This is a genomic window from Ectopseudomonas oleovorans (genome assembly GCF_029845265.1).
Lineage (GTDB): Bacteria > Pseudomonadota > Gammaproteobacteria > Pseudomonadales > Pseudomonadaceae > Aquipseudomonas > Aquipseudomonas oleovorans.
Genome location: NZ_JAOCLK010000013.1, coordinates 25,002 through 44,925, shown reverse-complemented (window position 1 = coordinate 44,925; position 19,924 = coordinate 25,002). Strand labels below are relative to the sequence as shown.

Annotated in this window: 18 protein-coding genes and 2 pseudogenes; 11 read left to right on the top strand and 9 right to left on the bottom strand. The window is 61.9% G+C overall.

What is annotated here, in order from left to right; translation table 11 throughout:
- Positions 1 to 343: 343 nt before the first annotated feature.
- The gene (locus N5J71_RS09140) at positions 344 to 1,555 is read left to right on the top strand and encodes a sigma-54-dependent transcriptional regulator (RefSeq protein ID WP_003460199.1); all 1,212 of its coding nucleotides are present in this window, start codon (positions 344 to 346) and stop codon (positions 1,553 to 1,555) included.
- Between the two features lie 68 nt (positions 1,556 to 1,623).
- A complete protein-coding gene (locus N5J71_RS09135; RefSeq protein WP_003460198.1) occupies positions 1,624 to 2,091 on the top strand; it encodes a DUF3429 domain-containing protein in 468 nt (155 codons plus the stop codon).
- Here the strand turns inward: N5J71_RS09135 and N5J71_RS09130 are convergent.
- From N5J71_RS09130 to N5J71_RS09115, 4 genes are read right to left on the bottom strand one after another with little or no spacing between them, the layout of a single operon-like run.
- Complete coding sequence (locus N5J71_RS09130) at positions 2,059 to 2,610, bottom strand: AAA family ATPase (protein WP_003460195.1); 552 nt, start codon at positions 2,608 to 2,610, stop codon at positions 2,059 to 2,061. The genes N5J71_RS09135 and N5J71_RS09130 overlap by 33 nt on opposite strands.
- Positions 2,607 to 3,176 carry a nicotinamide riboside transporter PnuC gene (gene pnuC, locus N5J71_RS09125; protein ID WP_003460193.1) on the bottom strand — a complete coding sequence of 190 codons (570 nt, stop codon included), beginning with the start codon at positions 3,174 to 3,176 and terminating at the stop codon, positions 2,607 to 2,609. The genes N5J71_RS09130 and pnuC overlap by 4 nt, the downstream gene beginning before the upstream one ends.
- Before the next feature lie 50 nt (positions 3,177 to 3,226).
- The gene (locus tag N5J71_RS09120; protein WP_074858751.1) at positions 3,227 to 3,841 is read right to left on the bottom strand and encodes a hypothetical protein; all 615 of its coding nucleotides are present in this window, start codon (positions 3,839 to 3,841) and stop codon (positions 3,227 to 3,229) included.
- Positions 3,842 to 3,848: 7 nt separating this feature from the next.
- The gene (locus N5J71_RS09115) at positions 3,849 to 5,483 is read right to left on the bottom strand and encodes a methyl-accepting chemotaxis protein (RefSeq protein WP_003460190.1); all 1,635 of its coding nucleotides are present in this window, start codon (positions 5,481 to 5,483) and stop codon (positions 3,849 to 3,851) included.
- Positions 5,484 to 5,748: 265 nt separating this feature from the next.
- Between N5J71_RS09115 and N5J71_RS09110 the strand changes: the two genes are divergently transcribed.
- From N5J71_RS09110 to N5J71_RS09100, 3 genes are all read left to right on the top strand, one after another.
- Positions 5,749 to 6,579, top strand: coding sequence for an undecaprenyl-diphosphate phosphatase (locus N5J71_RS09110; protein WP_003460188.1), 831 nt, complete (start codon positions 5,749 to 5,751; stop codon positions 6,577 to 6,579).
- Entirely contained in the window at positions 6,576 to 7,301 is a 726-nt protein-coding gene (locus N5J71_RS09105) for a DUF1294 domain-containing protein (protein WP_003460187.1), read from the top strand. The genes N5J71_RS09110 and N5J71_RS09105 overlap by 4 nt, the downstream gene beginning before the upstream one ends.
- Positions 7,302 to 7,511: 210 nt before the next feature.
- Positions 7,512 to 8,264 (top strand): hypothetical protein, encoded by a 753-nt coding sequence (locus tag N5J71_RS09100; protein WP_242444914.1) that lies wholly within the window; start codon positions 7,512 to 7,514, stop codon positions 8,262 to 8,264.
- Here the strand turns inward: N5J71_RS09100 and N5J71_RS09095 are convergent.
- Positions 8,259 to 8,606 carry an MmcQ/YjbR family DNA-binding protein gene (locus N5J71_RS09095; protein WP_003460185.1) on the bottom strand — a complete coding sequence of 116 codons (348 nt, stop codon included), beginning with the start codon at positions 8,604 to 8,606 and terminating at the stop codon, positions 8,259 to 8,261. The two genes, N5J71_RS09100 and N5J71_RS09095, sit on opposite strands and share 6 nt — an antisense overlap.
- A 214-nt stretch (positions 8,607 to 8,820) precedes the next feature.
- Here N5J71_RS09095 and N5J71_RS22405 point away from each other — a divergent pair.
- Together N5J71_RS22405 and N5J71_RS09085 are read left to right on the top strand one after the other, a co-directional pair.
- A pseudogene (locus N5J71_RS22405) lies at positions 8,821 to 9,168 on the top strand (hypothetical protein); the annotation flags it as partial.
- 115 nt (positions 9,169 to 9,283) lie between these two features.
- Positions 9,284 to 10,006 (top strand): annotated as a pseudogene (locus tag N5J71_RS09085) (GGDEF domain-containing protein); the annotation flags it as partial.
- A gap of 129 nt (positions 10,007 to 10,135) precedes the next feature.
- On the opposite strand, the gene N5J71_RS09075 reads toward N5J71_RS09085, so the two are convergent.
- The 4 genes from N5J71_RS09075 to N5J71_RS09060 form a co-directional block, all read right to left on the bottom strand.
- A complete protein-coding gene (locus N5J71_RS09075; protein ID WP_279916744.1) occupies positions 10,136 to 11,524 on the bottom strand; it encodes an efflux transporter outer membrane subunit in 1,389 nt (462 codons plus the stop codon).
- Positions 11,521 to 14,700 carry an efflux RND transporter permease subunit gene (locus N5J71_RS09070; RefSeq protein WP_279916742.1) on the bottom strand — a complete coding sequence of 1,060 codons (3,180 nt, stop codon included), beginning with the start codon at positions 14,698 to 14,700 and terminating at the stop codon, positions 11,521 to 11,523. Before N5J71_RS09070 ends, N5J71_RS09075 begins: the two co-directional genes overlap by 4 nt.
- A gap of 28 nt (positions 14,701 to 14,728) precedes the next feature.
- Positions 14,729 to 15,967 (bottom strand): multidrug efflux RND transporter periplasmic adaptor subunit MexE, encoded by a 1,239-nt coding sequence (gene mexE, locus N5J71_RS09065; protein ID WP_279916741.1) that lies wholly within the window; start codon positions 15,965 to 15,967, stop codon positions 14,729 to 14,731.
- 185 nt (positions 15,968 to 16,152) lie between these two features.
- Entirely contained in the window at positions 16,153 to 17,067 is a 915-nt protein-coding gene (locus tag N5J71_RS09060) for a LysR family transcriptional regulator (protein ID WP_143507429.1), read from the bottom strand.
- Between the two features lie 218 nt (positions 17,068 to 17,285).
- On the opposite strand from N5J71_RS09060, the gene N5J71_RS09055 reads away from it, so the two are divergent.
- The 4 genes from N5J71_RS09055 (at position 17,286) to N5J71_RS09040 (ending at position 19,906) form a co-directional block, all read left to right on the top strand.
- Positions 17,286 to 18,308 carry a zinc-dependent alcohol dehydrogenase family protein gene (locus N5J71_RS09055; protein ID WP_116618685.1) on the top strand — a complete coding sequence of 341 codons (1,023 nt, stop codon included), beginning with the start codon at positions 17,286 to 17,288 and terminating at the stop codon, positions 18,306 to 18,308.
- A gap of 61 nt (positions 18,309 to 18,369) precedes the next feature.
- On the top strand, positions 18,370 to 19,263 hold the full coding sequence (locus N5J71_RS09050) for a chemotaxis protein CheV (RefSeq protein WP_099524109.1): 894 nt from the start codon (positions 18,370 to 18,372) through the stop codon (positions 19,261 to 19,263).
- Positions 19,264 to 19,428: 165 nt separating this feature from the next.
- Positions 19,429 to 19,812 (top strand): hypothetical protein, encoded by a 384-nt coding sequence (locus tag N5J71_RS09045; RefSeq protein ID WP_003460174.1) that lies wholly within the window; start codon positions 19,429 to 19,431, stop codon positions 19,810 to 19,812.
- Positions 19,778 to 19,906, top strand: coding sequence for a hypothetical protein (locus tag N5J71_RS09040; RefSeq protein ID WP_255311608.1), 129 nt, complete (start codon positions 19,778 to 19,780; stop codon positions 19,904 to 19,906). The genes N5J71_RS09045 and N5J71_RS09040 overlap by 35 nt, the downstream gene beginning before the upstream one ends.
- The last annotated feature ends 18 nt before the right edge of the window (positions 19,907 to 19,924 follow it).

Sequence of the window (19,924 nt, the reverse complement as noted above, 5' to 3'; positions counted from 1 at the left end):
GCCTTTCAATCTTGTTGATGAACTCAGCAGACCCCTAAGTCACACATGGCTGAAAAAGGTTTTATTACCGGCGTAGTGTGCCTTGATAAAAACTTTTGGCGTCTCGCCGGCTACAACTTTCTACTGCGAAAGTTCCACCTCTGTTTCTTGCGTAACTGGCCGCCCTGCATACTGTTGGCAAGATGCCATCGCGTTGATCATGAAAACTCTGCAATAACCAGTAGGAACAATGCATATAGAGAAATGATCCATGAAGCGTCAAAGTTCTTGCTAGCTTTACGCTTGCGAGCGCCAAATTGTTGTTTTTATTGGAATTACAAAATAATGGCGCCAAGGATGGAGTATGTTGGAGGCTGTTTCCGTCGCATCCCGGCAATTACTGATGCTCGATCCTTTCGATGCATGCGAAGCGCTGCTTCAACCATTGCAGGCCGCTGGCTGGTCAGTGCGGCACTGCACGCCAGAAACGCTCAATGGCCATGCAGGTGATGCACTCCTGCTTCACCTCGATCAGCGACCGAGTCATGCATTGCTCAAACAGCTGCAACTGACGGGACTGGGTTGCATCGTGCTGGCGGATGCCGAGCGATTGAGGCAGATCGGCAGCGAAGAGCTGATCGGCGAATGGTGTTTCTCCGCGCTGACATTGCCGGGGGCAATGTCCCGCTTACTGGAAACCTTGCAACAGGCGCAGGCAGCCACTCGCTTGCGCAGATTGAAAAGCGGACGACAACTGCCGCAGTACTTGGGCAATTGCGGTGCAGCGCGCAGTCTGCGTCGGCAGCTCGATCGCCTGAGTAGTATCGAAGGGCCGCTACTTGTCAGCGGGGAACGTGGTAGCGGCAAACATCTTCTGGCCCGCTTGCTCCATCAGCGCTCATCCTTTGCTGCCCAGGCCATGCGCGCTATCGACTGCGCCGAGCCTCTTGATGAGGCCGCTCTCGCCGCATCGAGCGTTACCAGTGTACTGCTCGAAAACGCTTCCCTGCTTTCTGCGGCTGACCAGCAAAGGTTGCTGGACTACCTGCAGCGCCATCCTCAAGCACATCTATTGACCCTGGACCGAGGCGAGTTGGTGCAGGCACTGCAGCAGGGACGTTTCAGGCGGGATCTGTTTCATCAATTGGCGGCGCAACAGCTACAAACGCCGAATCTGCGCGAATATCCAGGCGACCTGTCGCTGCTGGCCGAGCATTTCGCCAAACAGCACGGGGCGATAATCGGGCGGCATCATCGGCGTTTCAGTGAAGAGGCGATCACCGCCATGATCAGCCATCCCTGGCCAGGCAATGTGCGTGAGCTGCGCAATCGCGTGGTACGCGCCCTGGTGTTGGCTCAAGGTCGGCAGATTCTTGCAGCCGATCTTGGTTTGCGCCCGGCACAAGCGAACATCGATGCTCCGGTCACGCTGGAGGACTACATACGGCGGGCCGAACGCCAGGCGCTCAACGACGTGCTGGGCCGCTACGCCAACAACATGAGCCAGGCCGCGCGCACGCTCGGGATTTCGCGGCCAACCTTCTATCGCTTGCTGCACAAGCATCGTCTGCGCTGAGACGCATGCTGTAACGCTCGAGAAACACTGCTAAGGTGCCCGTCGAACCTATCGACAAGGAGATTTTCATGCACCCGTTCGACGCCGCGAAGCCACCGAAACTGGCCGTGTTGCTGGGTTATGCCGGGCTGGTGCCATTCGTTGGTGGTGCATTGGGAATCTGGGTGATTCCCCTGGGCTGGCGACCTTTCGTATTGGACGCGCTGCTGGATTTTGCTGCGGTGATTCTGGCCTTTATGGGCGCCATTCACTGGGGTTTGGCGATGCGTGCGGAGGAAACCGATGAAAAGGCCAAGCTGCAACTGGGGCTGTCGGTGATTCCGCCCTTGCTGGGCTGGGCCGCATTGGCTGGTGGACTGCCGATTGGCTTGTCCCTGCCGATTTTCCTTTTTGCCTTTATCGGCCTGTACCTGGCAGACATGCACGCAGTACGCGTAGGGCTGGCGCCGCAATGGTATCCGGCCCTGCGTACGCCGTTGACCCTGGTGGTCTGCCTGAGCCTGTTAGTGGCCTGGGTCAGCGTGTTGATTCGCTAAGCCGAGCAGCGTCGCGACTTGCGCCAGCGCAGCCTGGCGCCGCTCATCCCAGCCACCTGACAGTTCGCAGAAACGCTGCCCGTTACCCTGCAGCCAATCCCGGCAGGCCTGATGAAAGGCCTGGCGCTCGACCAACTGAGGCTGGCAACGCTGGCCGTCTTCGACCCAGGGTACGCCTGCGGGGTCGAGTAACAGATGCTGGTCGTAGTGGCGCGCCAGCAACTCGGCCTCCAACCCGTGCGGACAATCGCCGAACAGGCATTGGCTCCAGAGCATGTTGCTCAGCAGGTGCGTGTCGAGAATCAGCAACTGCGGCCTGGTTGCTCGCGCGGCATCCTCCCAGGCCAATTGGCCGCGAGCGATCTCGGCGATGTCGGCGTAGCAGGTATCGCGCTGTTGTTCGTCGATGAAGTGGCGCACGTACTCGCCCACCACCACGCCACCGAAGCGCGCTTGTATTTGCGCTGCCAGCCAGCTCTTGCCGCTGGACTCGGGGCCGGTCAGCACCAGGACTTTCATGACGCGTGCTGCAACGCCGGGTCGCGGCGCCAGGTGAGCCAGCCACTGATGGCCAGGGCGGTGAAGGCCGCGTAGAGACCTGCAGTCAGGTACAGCTCGCTATACAGGAAGAAGGCCACGTAGCAGATATCGACCATTACCCAGAGCGCCCAGCATTGCAGGCGTTTCTGCGCCATCCACAGCTGCGCCACCAGGCTGAAGGCGGTCAGCGCCGAATCCAGCCAGGGCGAGCTGGCATCGGTGTAAGTGGCCATAAGGTAGCCGAGCAACCCGGCACCGAGCGCGCCGCTCAGCAATCCAGTCAGAACGGCGACCACACCCAGGCGGCTGACCTTACGTCCATCGTGGCGGTCGCCGCCACGGGTCCACAGCCACCAACCGTAGAGTTGCAGCGCAGCGAACAACAGTTGCAAGAGCAAGTTGGAATACAGCCGCCAGTCATAGAACAGCCAGGCGTAGAGCAGCACCATGATCAGGCCGATGGGCCAGCACCAGGGGTTCTGTCTGACCGTCAGCCAGACTGCGACGATGCCGAGCCCGGCAGCAACGAGTTCAAGCCAGGACATCTGGCGCCCTCAAATCAGGAAAGGGTGGCGATTGTACTGATGCAGGCGGCTCAGCACACCAGGCTGTCGGCTTGTCGATGGAGCATCAGCAGCTTGCGGGTAATGGTTTGCTGGATGTCGTCACGCTCGAAGCTCGACAGTCGCTCCAGGCGTGCCAGCTGCAGGCGATGCAGGTGGATATAGGGCATCTGCTGGTCGAACTCGCGCAGGTCGCCCTTCATCAGCACCGGCAGGAACAGATCACCGATTTTCTTCTGGTTGCTGATGATCTGCGCCAGGGCTGGTTTGAAGGGCATGGTCTTGGGCGCCGGCCCGCCATCCTTGATCTGGGTGCTGAGCAGGAGCCCAGGTTTGCCCAGAACCTTGCCCGGCAACACGCACAGGCCCGTCTTGCGGATGGCCTGGCTATCGATACCGTGCAGGGTGTCGTGGAATGCGTAGGGATTAGGCAGCACCACCATCTTGCGCCCGAGGTCGGTGGGGAAGTGCAGGCTGTAGTTGGTGTACAGCTGCCCCACCGACTCGGAATAGACGCACAAGCGGTTCTCGAACAGCTTGATGAAACGTTCGGCCAGCTCGCGGCGGGCCATGCTGTCCAGGTCCCAGATCAGGTCCTGATTCTGTGGTCGACTAAAATCGACCTCCTGATGCTGCATGCTGCTCATGGTCGATTCATACGCGGAATTGCCCAAGCAGACGACTGAGCTGGTCGGCCAGCTGTTTCAGGTGCTGGCTGGCCGCGCTCGACTGCTCGGCAGCCTCGGCGGTGTTGTGGGCCAGCGCTGCCGTCTGCGTGACGTTCTGATTGATGTCCTCCACCACGTGGGATTGCTGCAGGGTGGCGCTGGCGATCGAGGCATTGAGCCCGGTCAGGTTGCGGAGCGACTGGGCGATCTGGGCGAGGCTTTCGCCGGCCTGGCTGGCTTGTTCCACAGTCAGTTGGGAGGCGCGACTGCTTTCGTTGATCACCTTGACTGCGGCCTCGGAGTTGCCCTGAAGACGCTCGATCATGCCCTGAATTTCTGCGGTGGAGGTCTGCGTACGTTGCGCCAGCAACCTCACTTCGTCGGCAACCACAGCGAAACCGCGACCCTGCTCACCAGCGCGGGCAGCCTCGATGGCAGCGTTGAGGGCGAGCAGGTTGGTTTGCTCGGCGATGGAGCGGATCACCTCCAGCACGCTGCCGATCTGCGTGCTCTCGCTGGCCAGTGATTGGATCACCTCGACGGCCTTGTCGATGGTGCCCGACAACTGATCGATCTGGCGCAGGCTCGCTTCGATGTTCTGCTGGCCTTGTCTGGCCTGGTCCTCGGCGGTGTGCATCTCGCTGGAGGCGTGCTCGGCGTTCTTCGCCACGTCCTGCACACCGTAGGTCACCTCGTTGACGGCGGTCGCGACCAGCTCCATCTGCTGGGCCTGCTGCTGGCTATGGCGCTGAGCTTCGCTGGAAATATCGCCGAGATTGCCCGCGGCCTGATCCAGCGAGCCGGCCGACTCGAGCATCTGACGGATAACGTGCCGCAGCTTGTCGGTGAAGGCATTGAAGTGGGCGGCCAGTGCGGTGAGTTCATCGCGGCCATGAGTATCGAGATTACGGGTCAGGTCCCCTTCGCCGCTGGCGATGTTGGCCATGGCGTCGACCGCTGCCTGCAGCGGTTGCACGATACTGCGGGTAATGACGACCACCAGCCCCGTCAGCAGCACGGCGATCAGAAAGCCGATGGTGATGGCTTTCAGTGCCTGAGCCTTGAACTCTGCCTGTACATCATCGACATAGACACCGGAGCCAATGATCCAGCCCCAGGGCTGGAACAGCTCGACATAGGAAATCTTCGGTACCGGGTCACTGGCGCCTGGCTTCGGCCAGCGGTAATCGACCTGGCCGGCACCCTGGCTGCGGGTGATGGCGACCATCTCGTTGAACAGCGCCTTGCCGTCCGGGTCCTTGAAGCTGGACAGGCTCTGACCTTCGAGCTTGGGATTGGTCGGGTGCATGACCATCACCGGCGTCTGGTCATTGATCCAGAAATACTCCTGGCCGGCATAACGCAGCCCGCGTATGACCTCCATCGCCTGTTTCTGGGCCTGTTCACGGTCAAGGCTGCCGGCGCTTTCCAGATCATGGAAATACTTGAGGATGCCCGCCACGCTCTGCACCACATGCTCGGTTTTTTCCGATTTGGCGAGGTAAAGATCGCTGTGTATCTGGCGCAACATATAAGCGCCCTGGAGGATCAGCGTCAGGAGGGCAAGCGCCAGAATCAACCACAGGCGACGGCTGATGGGGAGACTGCGTAAATGGTTCATGGGCGAATACCGGATTGTTGTAATTGTCAGCGTCAGGGCAACCCCGAGCAGTACTGGCGATACTGTCGCATCGGAGCATTATTCACGCCAGTTGTCTGATAGCATTTCGGCCGCCAGGCGCAAAACCTGAGTGATTGGCGAGCCAGGCGCTGTTTCTGCCGGGACGCACGCGCAGGAACCTGCGTAGCGTGTTTATGTCCCACGGCGGGCTGTATTGCATATTCGAGTTTACGCGCGGCGAAGTCGTCGTGCTTTGGGGGAGTTGATGGATATCTGGATGGCCTTTCAGGCTCTGATTCTGGGCATTGTGGAAGGGCTGACCGAGTTCTTGCCGATTTCCAGCACCGGGCACCTGATCGTGGTCGGAGACTTGCTAGGTTTCAATGGCCAAACGGCAACCGCGTTTAAGATCATTATCCAGCTTGGCGCCATTCTGGCGGTGATCTGGGAGTTCCGGGCCAAGGTGCTCGGTGTGGTGGTCGGGCTGCCCAATGAGCCCAAGGCCCAGCGTTTCACCTTCAATCTGCTGTTGGCGTTCATTCCGGCCGTGATCTTCGGCCTGGCCTTCGCCGATCTCATCGAGCACTGGCTGTTCAACCCCATTACCGTGGCCATGGCGCTGATCATCGGCGGCATCATCATGCTCTGGGCAGAGAAACGCGATCATACCATCCAGGCCGAAACGGTCGACGACATGGACTGGAAGCTGGCCCTGAAGGTCGGTTTCGCCCAGTGCCTGGCGCTGATTCCAGGTACGTCGCGTTCGGGCGCTACCATCATCGGCGGCCTGGTCTTCGGGTTGTCGCGCAAGGCCGCGACCGAGTTTTCCTTCTTCCTTGCCATGCCGACTATGGTGGCGGCCACGGTCTATTCGCTGTTCAAGTACCGCGACATTCTGCAGATGAGCGACTTGCCAATCTTCGCCATTGGCTTCGTCAGCACCTTCATCGTGGCGATGATCACCGTGCGTGCCTTGCTCAAGTTCATCACCAACCACAGCTATGCGGTATTCGCTTGGTATCGCATTGCCTTCGGCCTGGTGATTCTGGCGACCTGGCAGTTGCACCTGATCGACTGGAGCACCGCTCAGCCGTGATGGACAACGAGCGCAAGGGACGCCTGAAAAGCTGGGATGATGCCAAGGGCTTTGGCTTCATCCAGCCGGCAAACGGCGGTGCTGACGTTTTCGCGCACATTTCCGTCATGCGCGGTGATCGCCGCCCGCAGCCAGGGGACGATGTGCTGTTCATCGAAGGGCGCGACGAGCGTGGTCGGCCACGTGCCGCGCACCTGCGTCTGGCCGGCGAACTGAGCCTCGACCGCCAGGCCATCCGGCGCAAGCCGAAAACGCCGGACAATGCTGCGTCGGCGCGGCCAAAACCCGCTGCCAAACCTGCACGCAGAGCGGCGACACAGTCGGGAGGCATCCACAGTCCAGGCAGCAAGATCGTCCTGTTTGCCTTGCTCTGCGTATTGCCAGTGCTCGCTGCCCTGCAGCTGTTCGGCAAGGGGCTCTGGTGGCTGGCGCCGCTGTACCTGTCGGCCAGCCTGCTGAGCTTCGTGCAGTACTGGCTGGACAAACGCAACGCCCAGATCGGTGCTCAGCGTACGCCGGAGAACACCCTGCATCTGGTCGAAATGCTTGGTGGCTGGCCAGGCGCGCTAATCGCTCAACAAGTCTTCCGTCACAAGACGCGCAAGGCCTCCTATCAGACGGTTTTCTGGCTGATCGTCGGCTTGCACCAGCTACTCTGGATCGACCTGCTGCTGTTCGATGGCGCCTACGTACTACACCACCTGCCCTCATTGGTGCGCTAGGGACAGCTTGCTGCGGAACTGGCATTGCAGTGTGCCAAGCAGCTATGTTGGCGTTCCAAGCCTGCCAGAGAGGGACCCCGCCTGCCTGGCGAGCACAACGTGGCCATGACAACAAGATTGAAAAGAACCGGCAAACCCGCTGCTACACCGCATCTGAGGCCCCGTATTCGGGTAGCGGGTCTGTGGCTGCTGTGTTGCCTGCTTGGGCCCGTGTACGCCTCTACCGAGGTACAGCTGACGCTGGGCGGGACGCCTGAGTCAGTTGCCTATATCCGACAAGTGCTCGAGCAGACCCTGGCTCTCGGAGGCCATGACGTCACGGTACGCGAGCGTGGCAACCCTCCCATGACGCGCCTGGAGGTCATGCTGCAGCGTGGGGATATCAGCGCCCTGATCCTTGGCCCGACACAGGTGCGTGAGCGCAGGTTCCTGCCGGTGCGGGTGGGCATGACCGACAACCTGGTCAACCAGCGCATTTTGTTCATCCCCAAGGGCAGCCAGGCCTTGTATGACAACGTGCACAGCCTGGAGGACTTTCGCCGCCTGCAGCAGGTGGCTGGCATGGGAGCGGCCTGGGCGGATAGGGCCATCTGGGAGGCCAATGATCTGCCGGTGGTGACCATCGAGGGCGACTGGAAACGGCTGTACCGGATGGTGGCCTCGACGACGCGCCTGATCGATTACCTGCCCCGCGGCGCCCATGAAATGGCGCATGAGTGGACGCAGCATGCCGATCTGGAGGTGGAGCGCCACCTGCTGTTCAGTTACCCACAGGATCATGTCCTCTACGTCTCGCCGGCATACCCTGAGCTGCACAGCCTGCTGCAGACGCTGCTGCCACAGGCGCAGCGCAGTGGGCTGATACGCCGCCTGGCCAGAGAACACTATCGCCAGATTTTCGAGCCACCGATCAGCCTGCAGCAGCGCCGCGTGATCCATCTGCAAATGGCTGCGCCCTTATAGCAGCAACCCCGGCTGCAGACGTTTTGGCAGTTTGCGAACCACCAGTTGGTGCGAGCGCGTCAGCAGTTGGCGCAGCTCGTCGTCGCCGAGCGGCAATTGCCGCGCATTCATGCTGATCCAGCGAGCGCGAGCCAGGTAAGGGGCAGGGCGGATGCCGGGGCGGTCGATATAGCCGAGAAACAGGTCGGCATCGACCTTGAAGGCCAGCCCCTCACCGAGTGAATCGATAATGGCGAACATCTTGTTGCCGGCCACGGAAAACACCCGATTGCCGCCCCATTTGAAATCTTCGCGGGCGCCAGGCAGGGCCAGGCAGAAAGTGATGATGTGTTGCGGCGTCATGGGGCGCTCCTTCACTCGTTCGCGCATATAAAGATCGTAAGCGGGCGCGTGACAGTGCACGATGGTGGCACATGGTCATCGCCTCGGTTTCGTCCGAGGTTTTCAGCCCTGAGCTCAGGCCCATTGATCCTCACAGAATGCCCTCAATGAAGCGTGTTTACATTCTTCGGCTCATCATCTGGATAGTGCTGTCGGTTGTCTGCCTGCCGGATACATGGGCGCTGGAGCGCAGGCTCGATATTGCCCAGCTCGTGCACGACCATCGCTGACGATCCTGGTCGGCAAGTTCGAGGATACGAGCCAAAGCCTGACGCTGGAGGCGCTGCGCTCGCCTGAGATGGCCGAGCGGTTTCAGTATGACGTCGTCGACAGTGCCTCCTTCGCCCTGTGCGCGCTGATGCTGTTCATGCGCCAGATGCTGCAGACCCGGCACACGCAGCCCTGGGCGGATCGTCTGTTGCTGGCGATGATTGCTCTTTACCTGATCACACCCGTGATCTATGCCCTGGTACTGCCGCAGGTCGCGCGCATGGCCATTATGTTCAACCTGCTCACGGCGTTGGCGATATTCGCCATCGCACTCGTCTGTACGCTGAAACGTCAGCGCAGCGCCTATTTTTTTCCTTGCAGCCTTTGGCCTGCTGATACTCGGTGGCGCCACCACCACGCTGCGTGCCATGGGCGTGCTGCCGACCAACGTATTCACCGTCGATGGCCTGCAGTTGGGCTCATCGCTGGAGATGCTCCTGCTGGCCTTTGCCCTGGCCGACCGCATCAACGTCATGGGTCAGGAAAAAATGCGCACCCAGGCGCAACTGCTGCAAACCCAGGCACAACTGGTAGAGACCCTGCAGCGCTCCGAGCGTGAACTGGAGCAGCGTGTGCAGGAACGCACGCAGGAACTGCAGCGGCTCAATCAACGCCTGGAAAATCTCAGCGTGACCGATGCATTGACGAATATCGGCAACCGCCGGCAGTTCGATGCCGAACTCACGCAACAATGGCGACAGGCACAACGCAATGCTACGCCGCTGGCGCTGGCCATCATGGATGTAGACTGGTTCAAGGCCTACAACGACCTCTACGGGCACCCGGCAGGCGATGCCTGTTTGCGTCAGATCGCGCAGACACTGGCGGCGACGCTGGCGCGCTCGACGGATTTCGTTGCCCGCTACGGAGGGGAGGAGTTCGTCTTCCTGGCGTCGGGCACCGAGTTGGGCGGCGCGCTGCAACGGGCCGAAAAACTGATCGCCGCCATGGCTACTCTGAAGCGGCTCGCCCTACGCTCGCGTCACCCTGAGCATCGGTGTGGCCGCAATGCAGGCCACTGCGGGAGGGGATCCGCAGCAGCTTCTGCAACGGGCCGATGCAGCCCTGTACCGGGCCAAACAAGGTGGACGTAACCGCGTCGAGTGCGACCAGAGCGCGTGAAAGGAATTTACGGCGTTGCATAAAAAAGCCCCGGACACGCCAGGCGCGACCAGGGCTAAAGGAAGCGGCGGAGCTGGGCCGCTCCCTGGAGAGAGGGTTCAGGCCTGCGGTTGCCAGCCGCCACCGAGCGCCTTGTAGATCGCGACGATACCGCCGTAGAGCTCGACCTCGGCCAAGGCCTGGGCATCTTCGGCGGCCAGGCGCTCACGTTCGGCGTCCAGCAGCACGAGGAAATCCACCGTGCCTTCGCGATAGCGAATCGCGGCCTGATCGGCTGCCGCACGGCTGGCTTCGGCCTGGCGCACCAGGGAAACCAGGCGCTGCTGGCGTTTGGCGTAGTCGCTGAAGGCGTTTGCAGACTCCTCCAGAGCCAGCAACACCTGTTGTTCGTACTGCGACAGCGCGCCATCGGCCTCGGCTTCGGCGCCGCGCAGGCGCGCCCGCACGCTGCCGAGATCGAAGGCCGCCCAGCTGATGCTCGGCGCAACGCCCCAGGCGCGCGCGGCCGACGAGCCCAGCTGCGAGCCACGTCCGGCGGTAAAGCCGAGAAAGCCGGAGAGGCTGACCCGCGGGAACAGGTCCGCGGTGGCGACACCGACTTCAGCGGTGGCCGCCGCCAACTGACGCTCGGCCGCCCGGATATCCGGGCGGCGGCGCAACAGTTCGCCCGGGTTGCCGATGGGTAACGCCTTGGCAATCACCGGTAGCGGTTTGGGCGACAGATCGATCTGCAATTGCTCCGGGCGTTGGCCGAGCAGGGTGGCAATACGGTTCTGCGCCCGTACCTGTTGCGCCTGCAGTTGCGGCAGGCTGGCTTCGGTTGCCGCGAGACGGGCATCGGCGCGCAACACATCGAGCTCGGTGCCGACCCCGGCATCGCGCAACTGCTCGGTGATGGCGCGCGAGTCCTGCTGGTTCTTCAGGTTCTCGCGGGCGATGCTTTCGCGCAGCTGTGCGCCACGCAGGGTGCCGTAGGCATCGACCAGCTCGGCGATCAGGCTGACCTGTAACTGGTAATAATCCGCTTCGACCAGCTCGATGCGTGCCTCGCTGGCTTCCAGTTGATGCTGGATACGGCCGAACAGATCCACCTCCCAGGCCGTGTCCAGGCCCAGGTCGTAGCGCTCCTGACGAACGCGCTCGTCCGTTGTCGGGGGCTGCTGAGCCTTGCCGAACTCGCCGCTGGCGCGGCTGGTGACGGTGGGCAGGCGGTCGTTGGCCACGTCATCACGAATCGCCCGCGCTGCACGCAGGCGGTTGAACGCCACGCGCAACTCGCGGTTGTCCGCAAGCGAGCGCTGCACCAGCTGGTTCAGCGTCGGGTCGTCGAACTGCTGCCACCAGGTGGCTTCGAACCGGCTGCGGTCGTACTCAGCCGCCTCCAGCGGCTTGAAGCGCGCGGGCTCGGTAGCAGGTGCCCGGTAGTCCGGGCCGACGGCGCAGGCCGATAGCGCCAGGGTCAGCAGAGCGGGGGCAAAGGCTTTCATGCATGCGACTCCTGCAGGCGGACGGCTTTGCGGGCTGCGCGTTTTTCCACGAAACCACGGATCAGGACATAGAACACCGGCGTCAGCAGCAGGCCGAAGAAGGTCACGCCGATCATCCCGGAGAACACCGCCACGCCCATGGCATGGCGCATCTCGGCTCCGGCACCGGAGGAGAGCACCAGCGGCACCACGCCCATGATGAAGGCGATGGAGGTCATCAGGATCGGACGCAGACGCAGGCGGCAGGCTTCCAGCACGGCAGCGACGCGATCCATGCCTTCTTCCTGTTTGTCCTTGGCGAACTCCACCAGCAGGATGGCGTTCTTGCAGGCCAGGCCCACCAGCACGATCAGGCCGATCTGGGTGAAGATGTTGTTGTCGATGCCGGCCATAATTACGCCGGTGATGGCGGCGAGCAGTACGGTCGGTACGATCAGGATCACCGCCAGCGGCAGACTCCAGCTTTCGTACTGAGCCGCCAGCACCAGGAACGCCAGCAGCACGCAGAGCGGGAAGATGAAGATCGCGGTATTGCCGGCGAGAATCTGCTGGTAGGTCAGATCGGTCCACTCGAAGGTCATGCCGATTGGCAGTTCTTCTTCCAGCAATTTGGCTATGGCCGCCTCGGCCTGGCCCGAGCTGTAGCCCGGCGCGGCGGCACCGTTGATCTCGGCAGTGAGGAAGCCGTTGTAGTGCATCACCCGATCCGGGCCTGCGCTGTCATCGACCTTGACGAAGGTCGACAGCGGCACCATCTCGCCACGGTTGTTGCGCACCTTGAGCTGGCCGATCTGCTCCGGCTCCAGGCGGAACTGCTGGTCAGCCTGGACGTTGACCTGGTAGGTACGGCCGAAGCGGTTGAAGTCGTTGGCATACAGCGAGCCCAGGTACACCTGCAAGGTGTCGAAGATGTCGCTGATGGCCACGCCATGGGTCTTGGCCTTCTCCCGGTCGATGGCGGCATCGACCTGCGGCACGTTGACCTGGTAGCTGGTGAACACCGACATCGGGCTCAGCTCCGGCAACTGCCGGGCCTTGTTGAGGATGTTCTGGGTCTGCGTATACAGCTCTTCGTAGCCCAGGTTGCCGCGATCCTGAATCTGCAGGCGGAAGCCGCCGATGGTGCCCAGCCCCTGTACCGGTGGCGGCGGGAAGATGGCGATGTAGGCGTCCTGAATATCGGCGAACTGCGCATTGAGTTCGGCGGCGATAGCCGTGGCGCTCAACGACGGATCGGTGCGTTCATCAAAAGGCTTGAGCGGGGTGAAAACGATGCCGCTGTTGGGGCTGTTGGTGAAGCCGTTGATCGACAGGCCAGGGAAAGCCACGGTGTTTTCCACCCCCGGATGCTGGCCGGCGATCTCGCTCATGCGCTTGATGACTGTTTCGGTGCGATCCAGCGTCGCGGCGTCCGGCAGTTGGGCGAAGGCCACCAGGTACTGCTTGTCCTGCTGCGGCACGAAGCCGGCCGGAGTGCTGGAGAAACCCAGGTAGCCGAGTACCAGCAGGCCACCATAAATCAGCATGGCGATGCTGCTACCACGCAGCACGCGACGCACGGTGCCGACGTAACGGTTGCTGGCGCGCTCGAACATGCGGTTGAACGGGGCGAACAGCCAACCACCGAATAGGTTGTCGAGCCCACGCGAGAAGGCATCTTTCGGCGCGTGGTGATCCTTGAGCAGGATGGCAGCGAGTGCTGGCGACAGGGTCAGCGAGTTGATTGCCGAGATCACCGTGGAAATGGCGATGGTCAGCGCGAACTGCTGGTAGAACTGCCCGGTAAGGCCGGAAATGAAGGCCGTCGGGATGAACACGGCGCACAGCACCAGGGCGGTGGCGACGATAGGGCCGGTCACCTCCTTCATCGCCTGCCGGGTAGCGTCTACCGGCGACTTGCCCAGGGCGATATTGCGTTCGACGTTCTCCACCACGACGATGGCATCGTCCACCACGATGCCGATGGCCAGCACCAGACCGAACAGTGACAGGGCGTTGAGCGAGAAGCCGAACAGGTGCATCACCGCGAAGGTGCCGATCAGCGAGACCGGCACGGCGGCCAGCGGGATGATCGAAGCGCGCCAGGTTTGCAGGAACAGGATCACCACCAGCACCACCAGCACGATGGCTTCGAGCAGGGTATGCACCACCGCTTCGATGGAACCACGCACGAAGATGGTCGGGTCGTAGACGATCTCGTAGTCCATGCCCTGCGGAAAGCTTTGTTTCAGCTCGGCCATGCGTTCGCGCACCGAGTCGGAAATATCGATGGCGTTGGAGCCGGGACGTTGGAACACCGGGATGGCGACCGCCGGCTGGTTGTCCAGCAACGAGCGCAGGGCGTACTGGTTGGAGCCCAGCTCGACGCGGGCAATGTCGCGCAGACGGGTAATCTCGCCGTTGTCACCGACGCGGATGATGATGTTCTCGAACTCTTCCTCGCTGACCAGGCGGCCTTGGGCGTTGATCGACAGCTGGAAGCTGTTGCCGGCATCGGAAGGCGGCGCGCCGAGGGCACCAGCGGCGACCTGGCGGTTCTGCTCACGAATGGCGGTGACCACATCGGTAGCGGTCAGGCCACGCGAGGCCACCTTGTTCGGATCCAGCCAGACGCGCAGCGAGTAGTTGCCCATGCCGAACAGCTGCACGTCGCCCACACCATCCAGGCGCGCCAGCTCGTCCTTGACGTTGAGCGCGGCGTAGTTGGACAGGTAGAGCATGTCGTAGCGCTGATCCGGTGAGGTCAGGTGCACCACCATGGTCAGGTCCGGGGAGGCCTTATCCACGGTCACACCGAGACGCTGCACCTCGGTAGGCAGGGTCGGCATGGTGCGGGTGACGCGGTTCTGTACCTGCACCTGGGCGTTGTCCAGATCGGTACCCAGAGCGAAGGTCACGGTCAGCGTCAGGCGGCCATCGATGGTCGATTGTGACGACATGTAGAGCATGCCCTCGACGCCGACGATGGCCTGTTCCAGCGGCGAGGCAACAGTTTCACCGATCACCTTGGGGTTGGCGCCGGGGAAATCGGCACGTACCACGACGGTGGGCGGCACCACTTCCGGGTATTCACTGATCGGCAGTTGGAACAGCGAGATGGCGCCGCCGATCAGGATCAGCAGCGACAGCACCGCGGCGAAGATCGGCCGCTGGATAAAGAATTGCGAGAAATTCATGGGGGTTCCTCAGGTCGCGCAGGCGTTATCAGCCGCGCGGCGCGCGAGCGTCGATGTGGTCGGCGGCGATACGCGGGGCCTGGCTTGCATCGACGGCCTGACGCAGGCGCGCCAGTTGCTCGAGAGTGCTGTCATCGGCCATGGCCACCGGTTGCGGATCGACGGTGGAGCCAGGCATGGCGCGCTGCAGACCGTTGACCACGATCTTCTCGCCCTTGCTCAGGCCGCTGCGGACGATGCGCAGACCTTCGAGCTTCGGCCCCAGCTCGATTGAGCGATAGGCCACGGCGTTGTCATCACCCAGCACCAGCACGTACTTCTTGCCCAGGTCGGTGCCGACGGCTTCGTCCTTGATCAGAGTGGCGGCGTAGGGCTTGCTGCCCACCAGCTTCAGGCGTGCATACAGGCCGGGGGTGAAGCGACCATCCTGGTTGTCGAACACGGCGCGGCCACGGATGGTGCCAGTGCGTGGGTTGACCTGGTTGTCGAGAAAGTCCAGCTGGCCCAGATGCGGGTGGTCGGCTTCATCGGACAGACCGAGGTATACCGGGCTGGCACCACGGGCGTCGGAGCCGGACTGACGGGCCAGCTCGACATACTTGAGGAAGGCGCGCTCATCGGCATCGAAGTAGGCGTAGACCTTGTCGGTGGAGACCACCGAGGTCAGCAGGCTCTCGCCGGCACCGACCAGGTTGCCTTCGGTGATTTCGGCGCGGCTTACGCGACCGTCGATGGGCGCAGTGATGCGGGTGAAACTGAGGTTGAGGCGGGCGTTTTCCAACTCGGCGGCGATTGCGGCGACCTGAGCCTGAGCTTCGGTGGCGGCGCTGGCGCGAGCATCGGCCAATTCTGCGGAGATGGCGTTGCTCTGGCGCAGGCGTTCGCCGCGGCGGGCTTCGTTGGCGGCACGGGCCTGGCTGGCGCGGGCCTGTTGCAGTTGGGCTTCGAGGCGTTTGACCTCGGCCTGGAACGGACGCGGGTCGATCTGGAACAGCAGATTGCCTTTCTTCACCAGCGTGCCTTCGTCGAAGGCGACCTTGTCGATGTAACCGGAGACGCGTGGGCGGATTTCGACGGACTGCGGTGCTTCGAGGCGCCCGGTGAACTCGTCCCATTCGTTGATCGGCTGCTCGATCACTTCGGCAACGCTGACCTTGGGTGCGGGCATTTGCGCCTGACTCTGCTCGGCCTGTTCGCAGCCGCTGAGTGCGAGGACGCCGGCGAGGGCCAGGGGGAATATCCAGATGTACTTGTGCTGCTGTTCCATGGGTGACTCCGCCAGTCGGATTTGTGGATTGGCGGAGTCTGCGACGAGACTTGGAGGGCTACGAATCGAATGCCATGAATTTGAACATCATCGGGAATGATAAAGACGGACTTATATCAATTTTGATCTATGAGGGTGCACCAAGGTTCCTGGAGACACTTGGATGGTGCGTTTCCAGATATTTATCAAAGGCTATCCGGGTCGCCGCAGAACATCTGAATACGCGAACGTAGCCAGCGCTCGGCCGGGTCATTGTCTTGGGCGCCGCGCCAGGCCATGTGCAGCTCGAAGGTCTGCGTTTCCAGCGGCAGATCCTCGGCGCGCAGGCCGCCGGCTGCGGTCAAGGCAGCGGCGGTGTAATCCGGCACGCTGGCGACGATATCGGTTTCCGCCAGCAGGGTGGCCAGACCGTTGAACTGCGGAACGGCCAGTACGATGTGGCGCTCACGCCCGACCTTGGCCAGTTCATCGTCGATGAAGCCGGTGAGGTCGCCGGCGAAGGACACCAGCGCATGCGGGCGCGCGCAATAATCATCAAGGCTGAGCGCACCGGGTACGGTGTCGGCACGCAGCAGTTTGGCCTTGCTGCGGCGTAGAATCTTGCGCTTGGCGTTGGCCGGAAGTTCCTCGGTGTAGGCGACGCCCACCGAGATTTCGCCTGAAGCCAACAGCCCCGGCATCATCAGATAGTTGGTACGGCGAATCACCAGCACCACGCCGGGGGCCTCAGCGCGCAGACGGCGGAGCAGGGCGGGCAGCAGGGCGAACTCGACGTCATCGGACAGGCCGATGCGAAATATCGCTTTACTGGTGGCAGGATCGAAGTCGGCGGCGCGGCTGACAGCGGTGGAGATCGAGTCCAGCGCCGGCGAGAGCAGGGCGAAGATCTCCTGCGCGCGCGGTGTCGGTTCCATGCTGCGCCCGGTACGCACGAACAGTGGGTCATCGAACAGGGTACGCAGACGAGCCAGCGCCGCACTGATGGCGGGCTGGCCGAGAAACAGCTTCTCCGCTGCTCGCGTCACGCTGCGCTCGTGCATCAAGGTCTCGAAGACAATCAACAGGTTCAGATCGAGGCGGCGCAGGTCGTTGCGGTTCATCCGGGTACCATTCGAGGGATACGGGCCTTGTCAGCGCGGCGCTGCAAATGAGAGCCTTTGCCCAGGCAATAGTACGGGCAGTGTGCAGCGGATTGAAAGCTGCTGAATCACTGATAGGCATGAAGACTATCGATAGAGTCTGATAGTGTCGCCGCCGCACAGCGGATAGAGTCCACAGTCATTGAAGTGTTAATCCGCGATCAAGCTCGAGGTAAGCGATGTCCCGCATGATCCGTTTTCATAAGTTCGGCGATGCCGATGTGCTCCAGTACGAAGAGGTTCCGACCCCTGTGCCCGGCCCTGGCGAAGTCTTGGTGCGTGTGCAGGCCGTCGGCCTGGGCTGGAAAGACGTGCTGTGGCGGCAGAACCTGGCGTCCGAACAGGCCAAGCTCCCGGCCGGCACTGGTTTTGAGCTGGCCGGCACTGTGGCCGCGCTGGGTGACGGCGTGAGCGACTTCGACGTCGGCACCGCCGTTGCCGGTTTCCCGGCGGGCACGCCGAATCGTTATCCGACCTGGGGCGATCTGGTGCTGATGCCCAGCCACGCCCTGACTCGTTATCCCGACGTGCTCAGCCCGGTCGAGGCCAGCGTGCATTACACCAGCCTGCTGTTCGGCTATCTGGCGCTGATCGACCTCGCGCATCTAAAGCCCGGCCAGCATGTACTGATCACAGAGGCCAGCCACTGCATGGCGCCGCAAACCGTGCAACTGGCCAAGGCACTGGGTGCCAAGGTCATCGCCTCCACCAGTTCCTCGGAGGATCGCGAGTTCCTGCGTGTCCTGGGTGCGGACAAGGTGATTGCGACCGAAGAGCAGGACCTGGTCCTGGAAGTCGAGCGCTACACCGAGGGCAAGGGCGTCGAGGTGATTCTCGACCAGTGTGCCGGCCCGCAGATGAAGCTACTGGGTGATATCGCTGCACCGCGCGGCAAGTTGATCCTGTACGGTATTAATGGCGGCAACGACACGGCATTTCCTGCCTGCGCAGCCTTCAAGAAGCACCTGCAGTTTTTCCGTCACTGCGTGCTGGATTTCACTGGCTGCCCGGAACTGGGGATCGAGCCGAACAATGATGCTGTGCAGCGCGCACTTACGCACATCAACCAGATGACGGCGGACCGTTTGCTGACGCCGGTGATCGACAAGGTGTTCGATTTCGAAGACTTCGTCGAAGCGCATCGCTACATGGAAACCTGCCCTAGTCGCGGGCGAGTGGCCCTGAAACTGGCCACGGATTAAAGTCCGTGGCCACCCGGTCGCTATATCCGGTAGGTCTAATCGTTCTTTCAAGGAAAGTGGCATGAGTATGGTCATCGGCGACGCGCTATCGCTGTTGTTGTTTCGTTTGCATAGCGGCCGCCTGCTGGGGATCAACCTGCTCAAGGTCAATGAGATCATTCCCTGTCCGGCCTTGACCAAACTGCCTAATCGTCACCCCAATGTTCGCGGCATCGCCACCTTACGCGGTGCCGCGATGACGGTGATCGACCTGGCGCGCGCCATCGGCGAGCGCGGTGCGGCTGACGAAGACGACGGCTGCCTGATCGTTACCGAGCTGAGTCGCTCGCGTCAGGGCCTGCATGTGAAAAGTGTCGAACGCATCGTGCAGTGCTCCACCCGCGACGTGCGTCCGCCACCTGCCGGGGCCGGTAACCGGGCCTTCATCACTGGCGTGACTCAGATCGATGGCGCCATCGTGCAGATTCTCGATATCGAGAAGGTGCTGCACGATATCGCCCCAGCACTGGAAGAGGCGCCAGTTGGGCAACTGCTCGATGGCCAGGACGCGCGCTTGTTACAAGGCCGCCGCGTGCTGTTGGTCGACGACTCGCAAGTTGCGCTGCAACAGACCCTTAACGTGCTGCGCCAACTGGGGCTCGACTGCACCGCAGTGCGCAGCGCCCAGGCTGCCCTGCAACAACTGCATGAATACCATCAGGCCGGCATGCCATTCGAGCTGCTGGTCTCGGACATCGAGATGCCGGAGATGGACGGCTACAGCCTGGTTCAGGAAATTCGTCGCAGCCCCGATATCGCCGATACCTACGTGCTACTACACACCTCGCTGGACAGCACCATGAATACCGAGAAAGCACGCTCGGTCGGTGCCAACGCGGTGCTGACCAAGTTCTCCTCGGTCGATCTCAGTCAGGCACTGCTCGATGCCTTCCGGCAAATGAGCGGGCAGCACTGAGCCCGCCCCTGCAACCCCTTGCCGCTTGACGGCAAGGGGTTGCCTTGCTTTCTTTCTAGTTGATTATAAAATTCAATACTTTCAATTAGTTAAGCGCGCCTCATGAATTGGCATGCGCTTTGAGTCAGTGCGCCTGGCAATTGCAGCTCAGTCAAGGAGCACGGCATGAGCACGATTGGAGGTATTGGCAGTTACGGTGGCATATCCCTGACGGGATTTCGCAACAAACAGAGTGAAGAGCAGGGCGAGCTGTCCCAGTTGGCGCGCAATGTCGAGAAGACCACACGCACGGCGAACGCCGAGTCCGAACGCGAGTTCCGCGCCAGGCAGGCGGCCGAAGAGGGCTTCGCGCGTCTGCGCGTCGCTCTGCAGAACGCGTCAGGCGGCAAGGTCGCGACATCCGTCAGTTCACCACTGGCCGACGAGGGCGGTAACGCCGCGCTGGAGGCCTTCAAGGCCTATATGGCGATGACCGGCCGAGAAGATGCGCGACAATATCCTCAAGGAAATAGGCATGACCGAAGAGGAGATCGAGGCGCTGCCACCTGAGCAGCAGAAGGCAGTCGAAGAAGAAATTGTCCAGCGCATGGATGAGCGAGCCAAGATGCAGGCCCAGTCAGAAGGCAATGGTCATTCTTATTAACCCGGCAATCAAATACAC

Coding starts and splice junctions, on each gene's coding strand:
- N5J71_RS09140 (WP_003460199.1), top strand. CDS start 344: ATGTTGGAGGCTGTTTCCGTCGCATCCCGGCAATTACTGATGCTCGAT.
- N5J71_RS09135 (WP_003460198.1), top strand. CDS start 1,624: ATGCACCCGTTCGACGCCGCGAAGCCACCGAAACTGGCCGTGTTGCTG.
- N5J71_RS09130 (WP_003460195.1), bottom strand. CDS start 2,610: ATGAAAGTCCTGGTGCTGACCGGCCCCGAGTCCAGCGGCAAGAGCTGG.
- pnuC (WP_003460193.1), bottom strand. CDS start 3,176: ATGTCCTGGCTTGAACTCGTTGCTGCCGGGCTCGGCATCGTCGCAGTC.
- N5J71_RS09120 (WP_074858751.1), bottom strand. CDS start 3,841: ATGAGCAGCATGCAGCATCAGGAGGTCGATTTTAGTCGACCACAGAAT.
- N5J71_RS09115 (WP_003460190.1), bottom strand. CDS start 5,483: ATGAACCATTTACGCAGTCTCCCCATCAGCCGTCGCCTGTGGTTGATT.
- N5J71_RS09110 (WP_003460188.1), top strand. CDS start 5,749: ATGGATATCTGGATGGCCTTTCAGGCTCTGATTCTGGGCATTGTGGAA.
- N5J71_RS09095 (WP_003460185.1), bottom strand. CDS start 8,606: ATGACGCCGCAACACATCATCACTTTCTGCCTGGCCCTGCCTGGCGCC.
- N5J71_RS09075 (WP_279916744.1), bottom strand. CDS start 11,524: ATGAAAGCCTTTGCCCCCGCTCTGCTGACCCTGGCGCTATCGGCCTGC.
- N5J71_RS09070 (WP_279916742.1), bottom strand. CDS start 14,700: ATGAATTTCTCGCAATTCTTTATCCAGCGGCCGATCTTCGCCGCGGTG.
- mexE (WP_279916741.1), bottom strand. CDS start 15,967: ATGGAACAGCAGCACAAGTACATCTGGATATTCCCCCTGGCCCTCGCC.
- N5J71_RS09060 (WP_143507429.1), bottom strand. CDS start 17,067: ATGAACCGCAACGACCTGCGCCGCCTCGATCTGAACCTGTTGATTGTC.
- N5J71_RS09055 (WP_116618685.1), top strand. CDS start 17,286: ATGTCCCGCATGATCCGTTTTCATAAGTTCGGCGATGCCGATGTGCTC.
- N5J71_RS09050 (WP_099524109.1), top strand. CDS start 18,370: ATGAGTATGGTCATCGGCGACGCGCTATCGCTGTTGTTGTTTCGTTTG.
- N5J71_RS09045 (WP_003460174.1), top strand. CDS start 19,429: ATGAGCACGATTGGAGGTATTGGCAGTTACGGTGGCATATCCCTGACG.
- N5J71_RS09040 (WP_255311608.1), top strand. CDS start 19,778: ATGACCGAAGAGGAGATCGAGGCGCTGCCACCTGAGCAGCAGAAGGCA.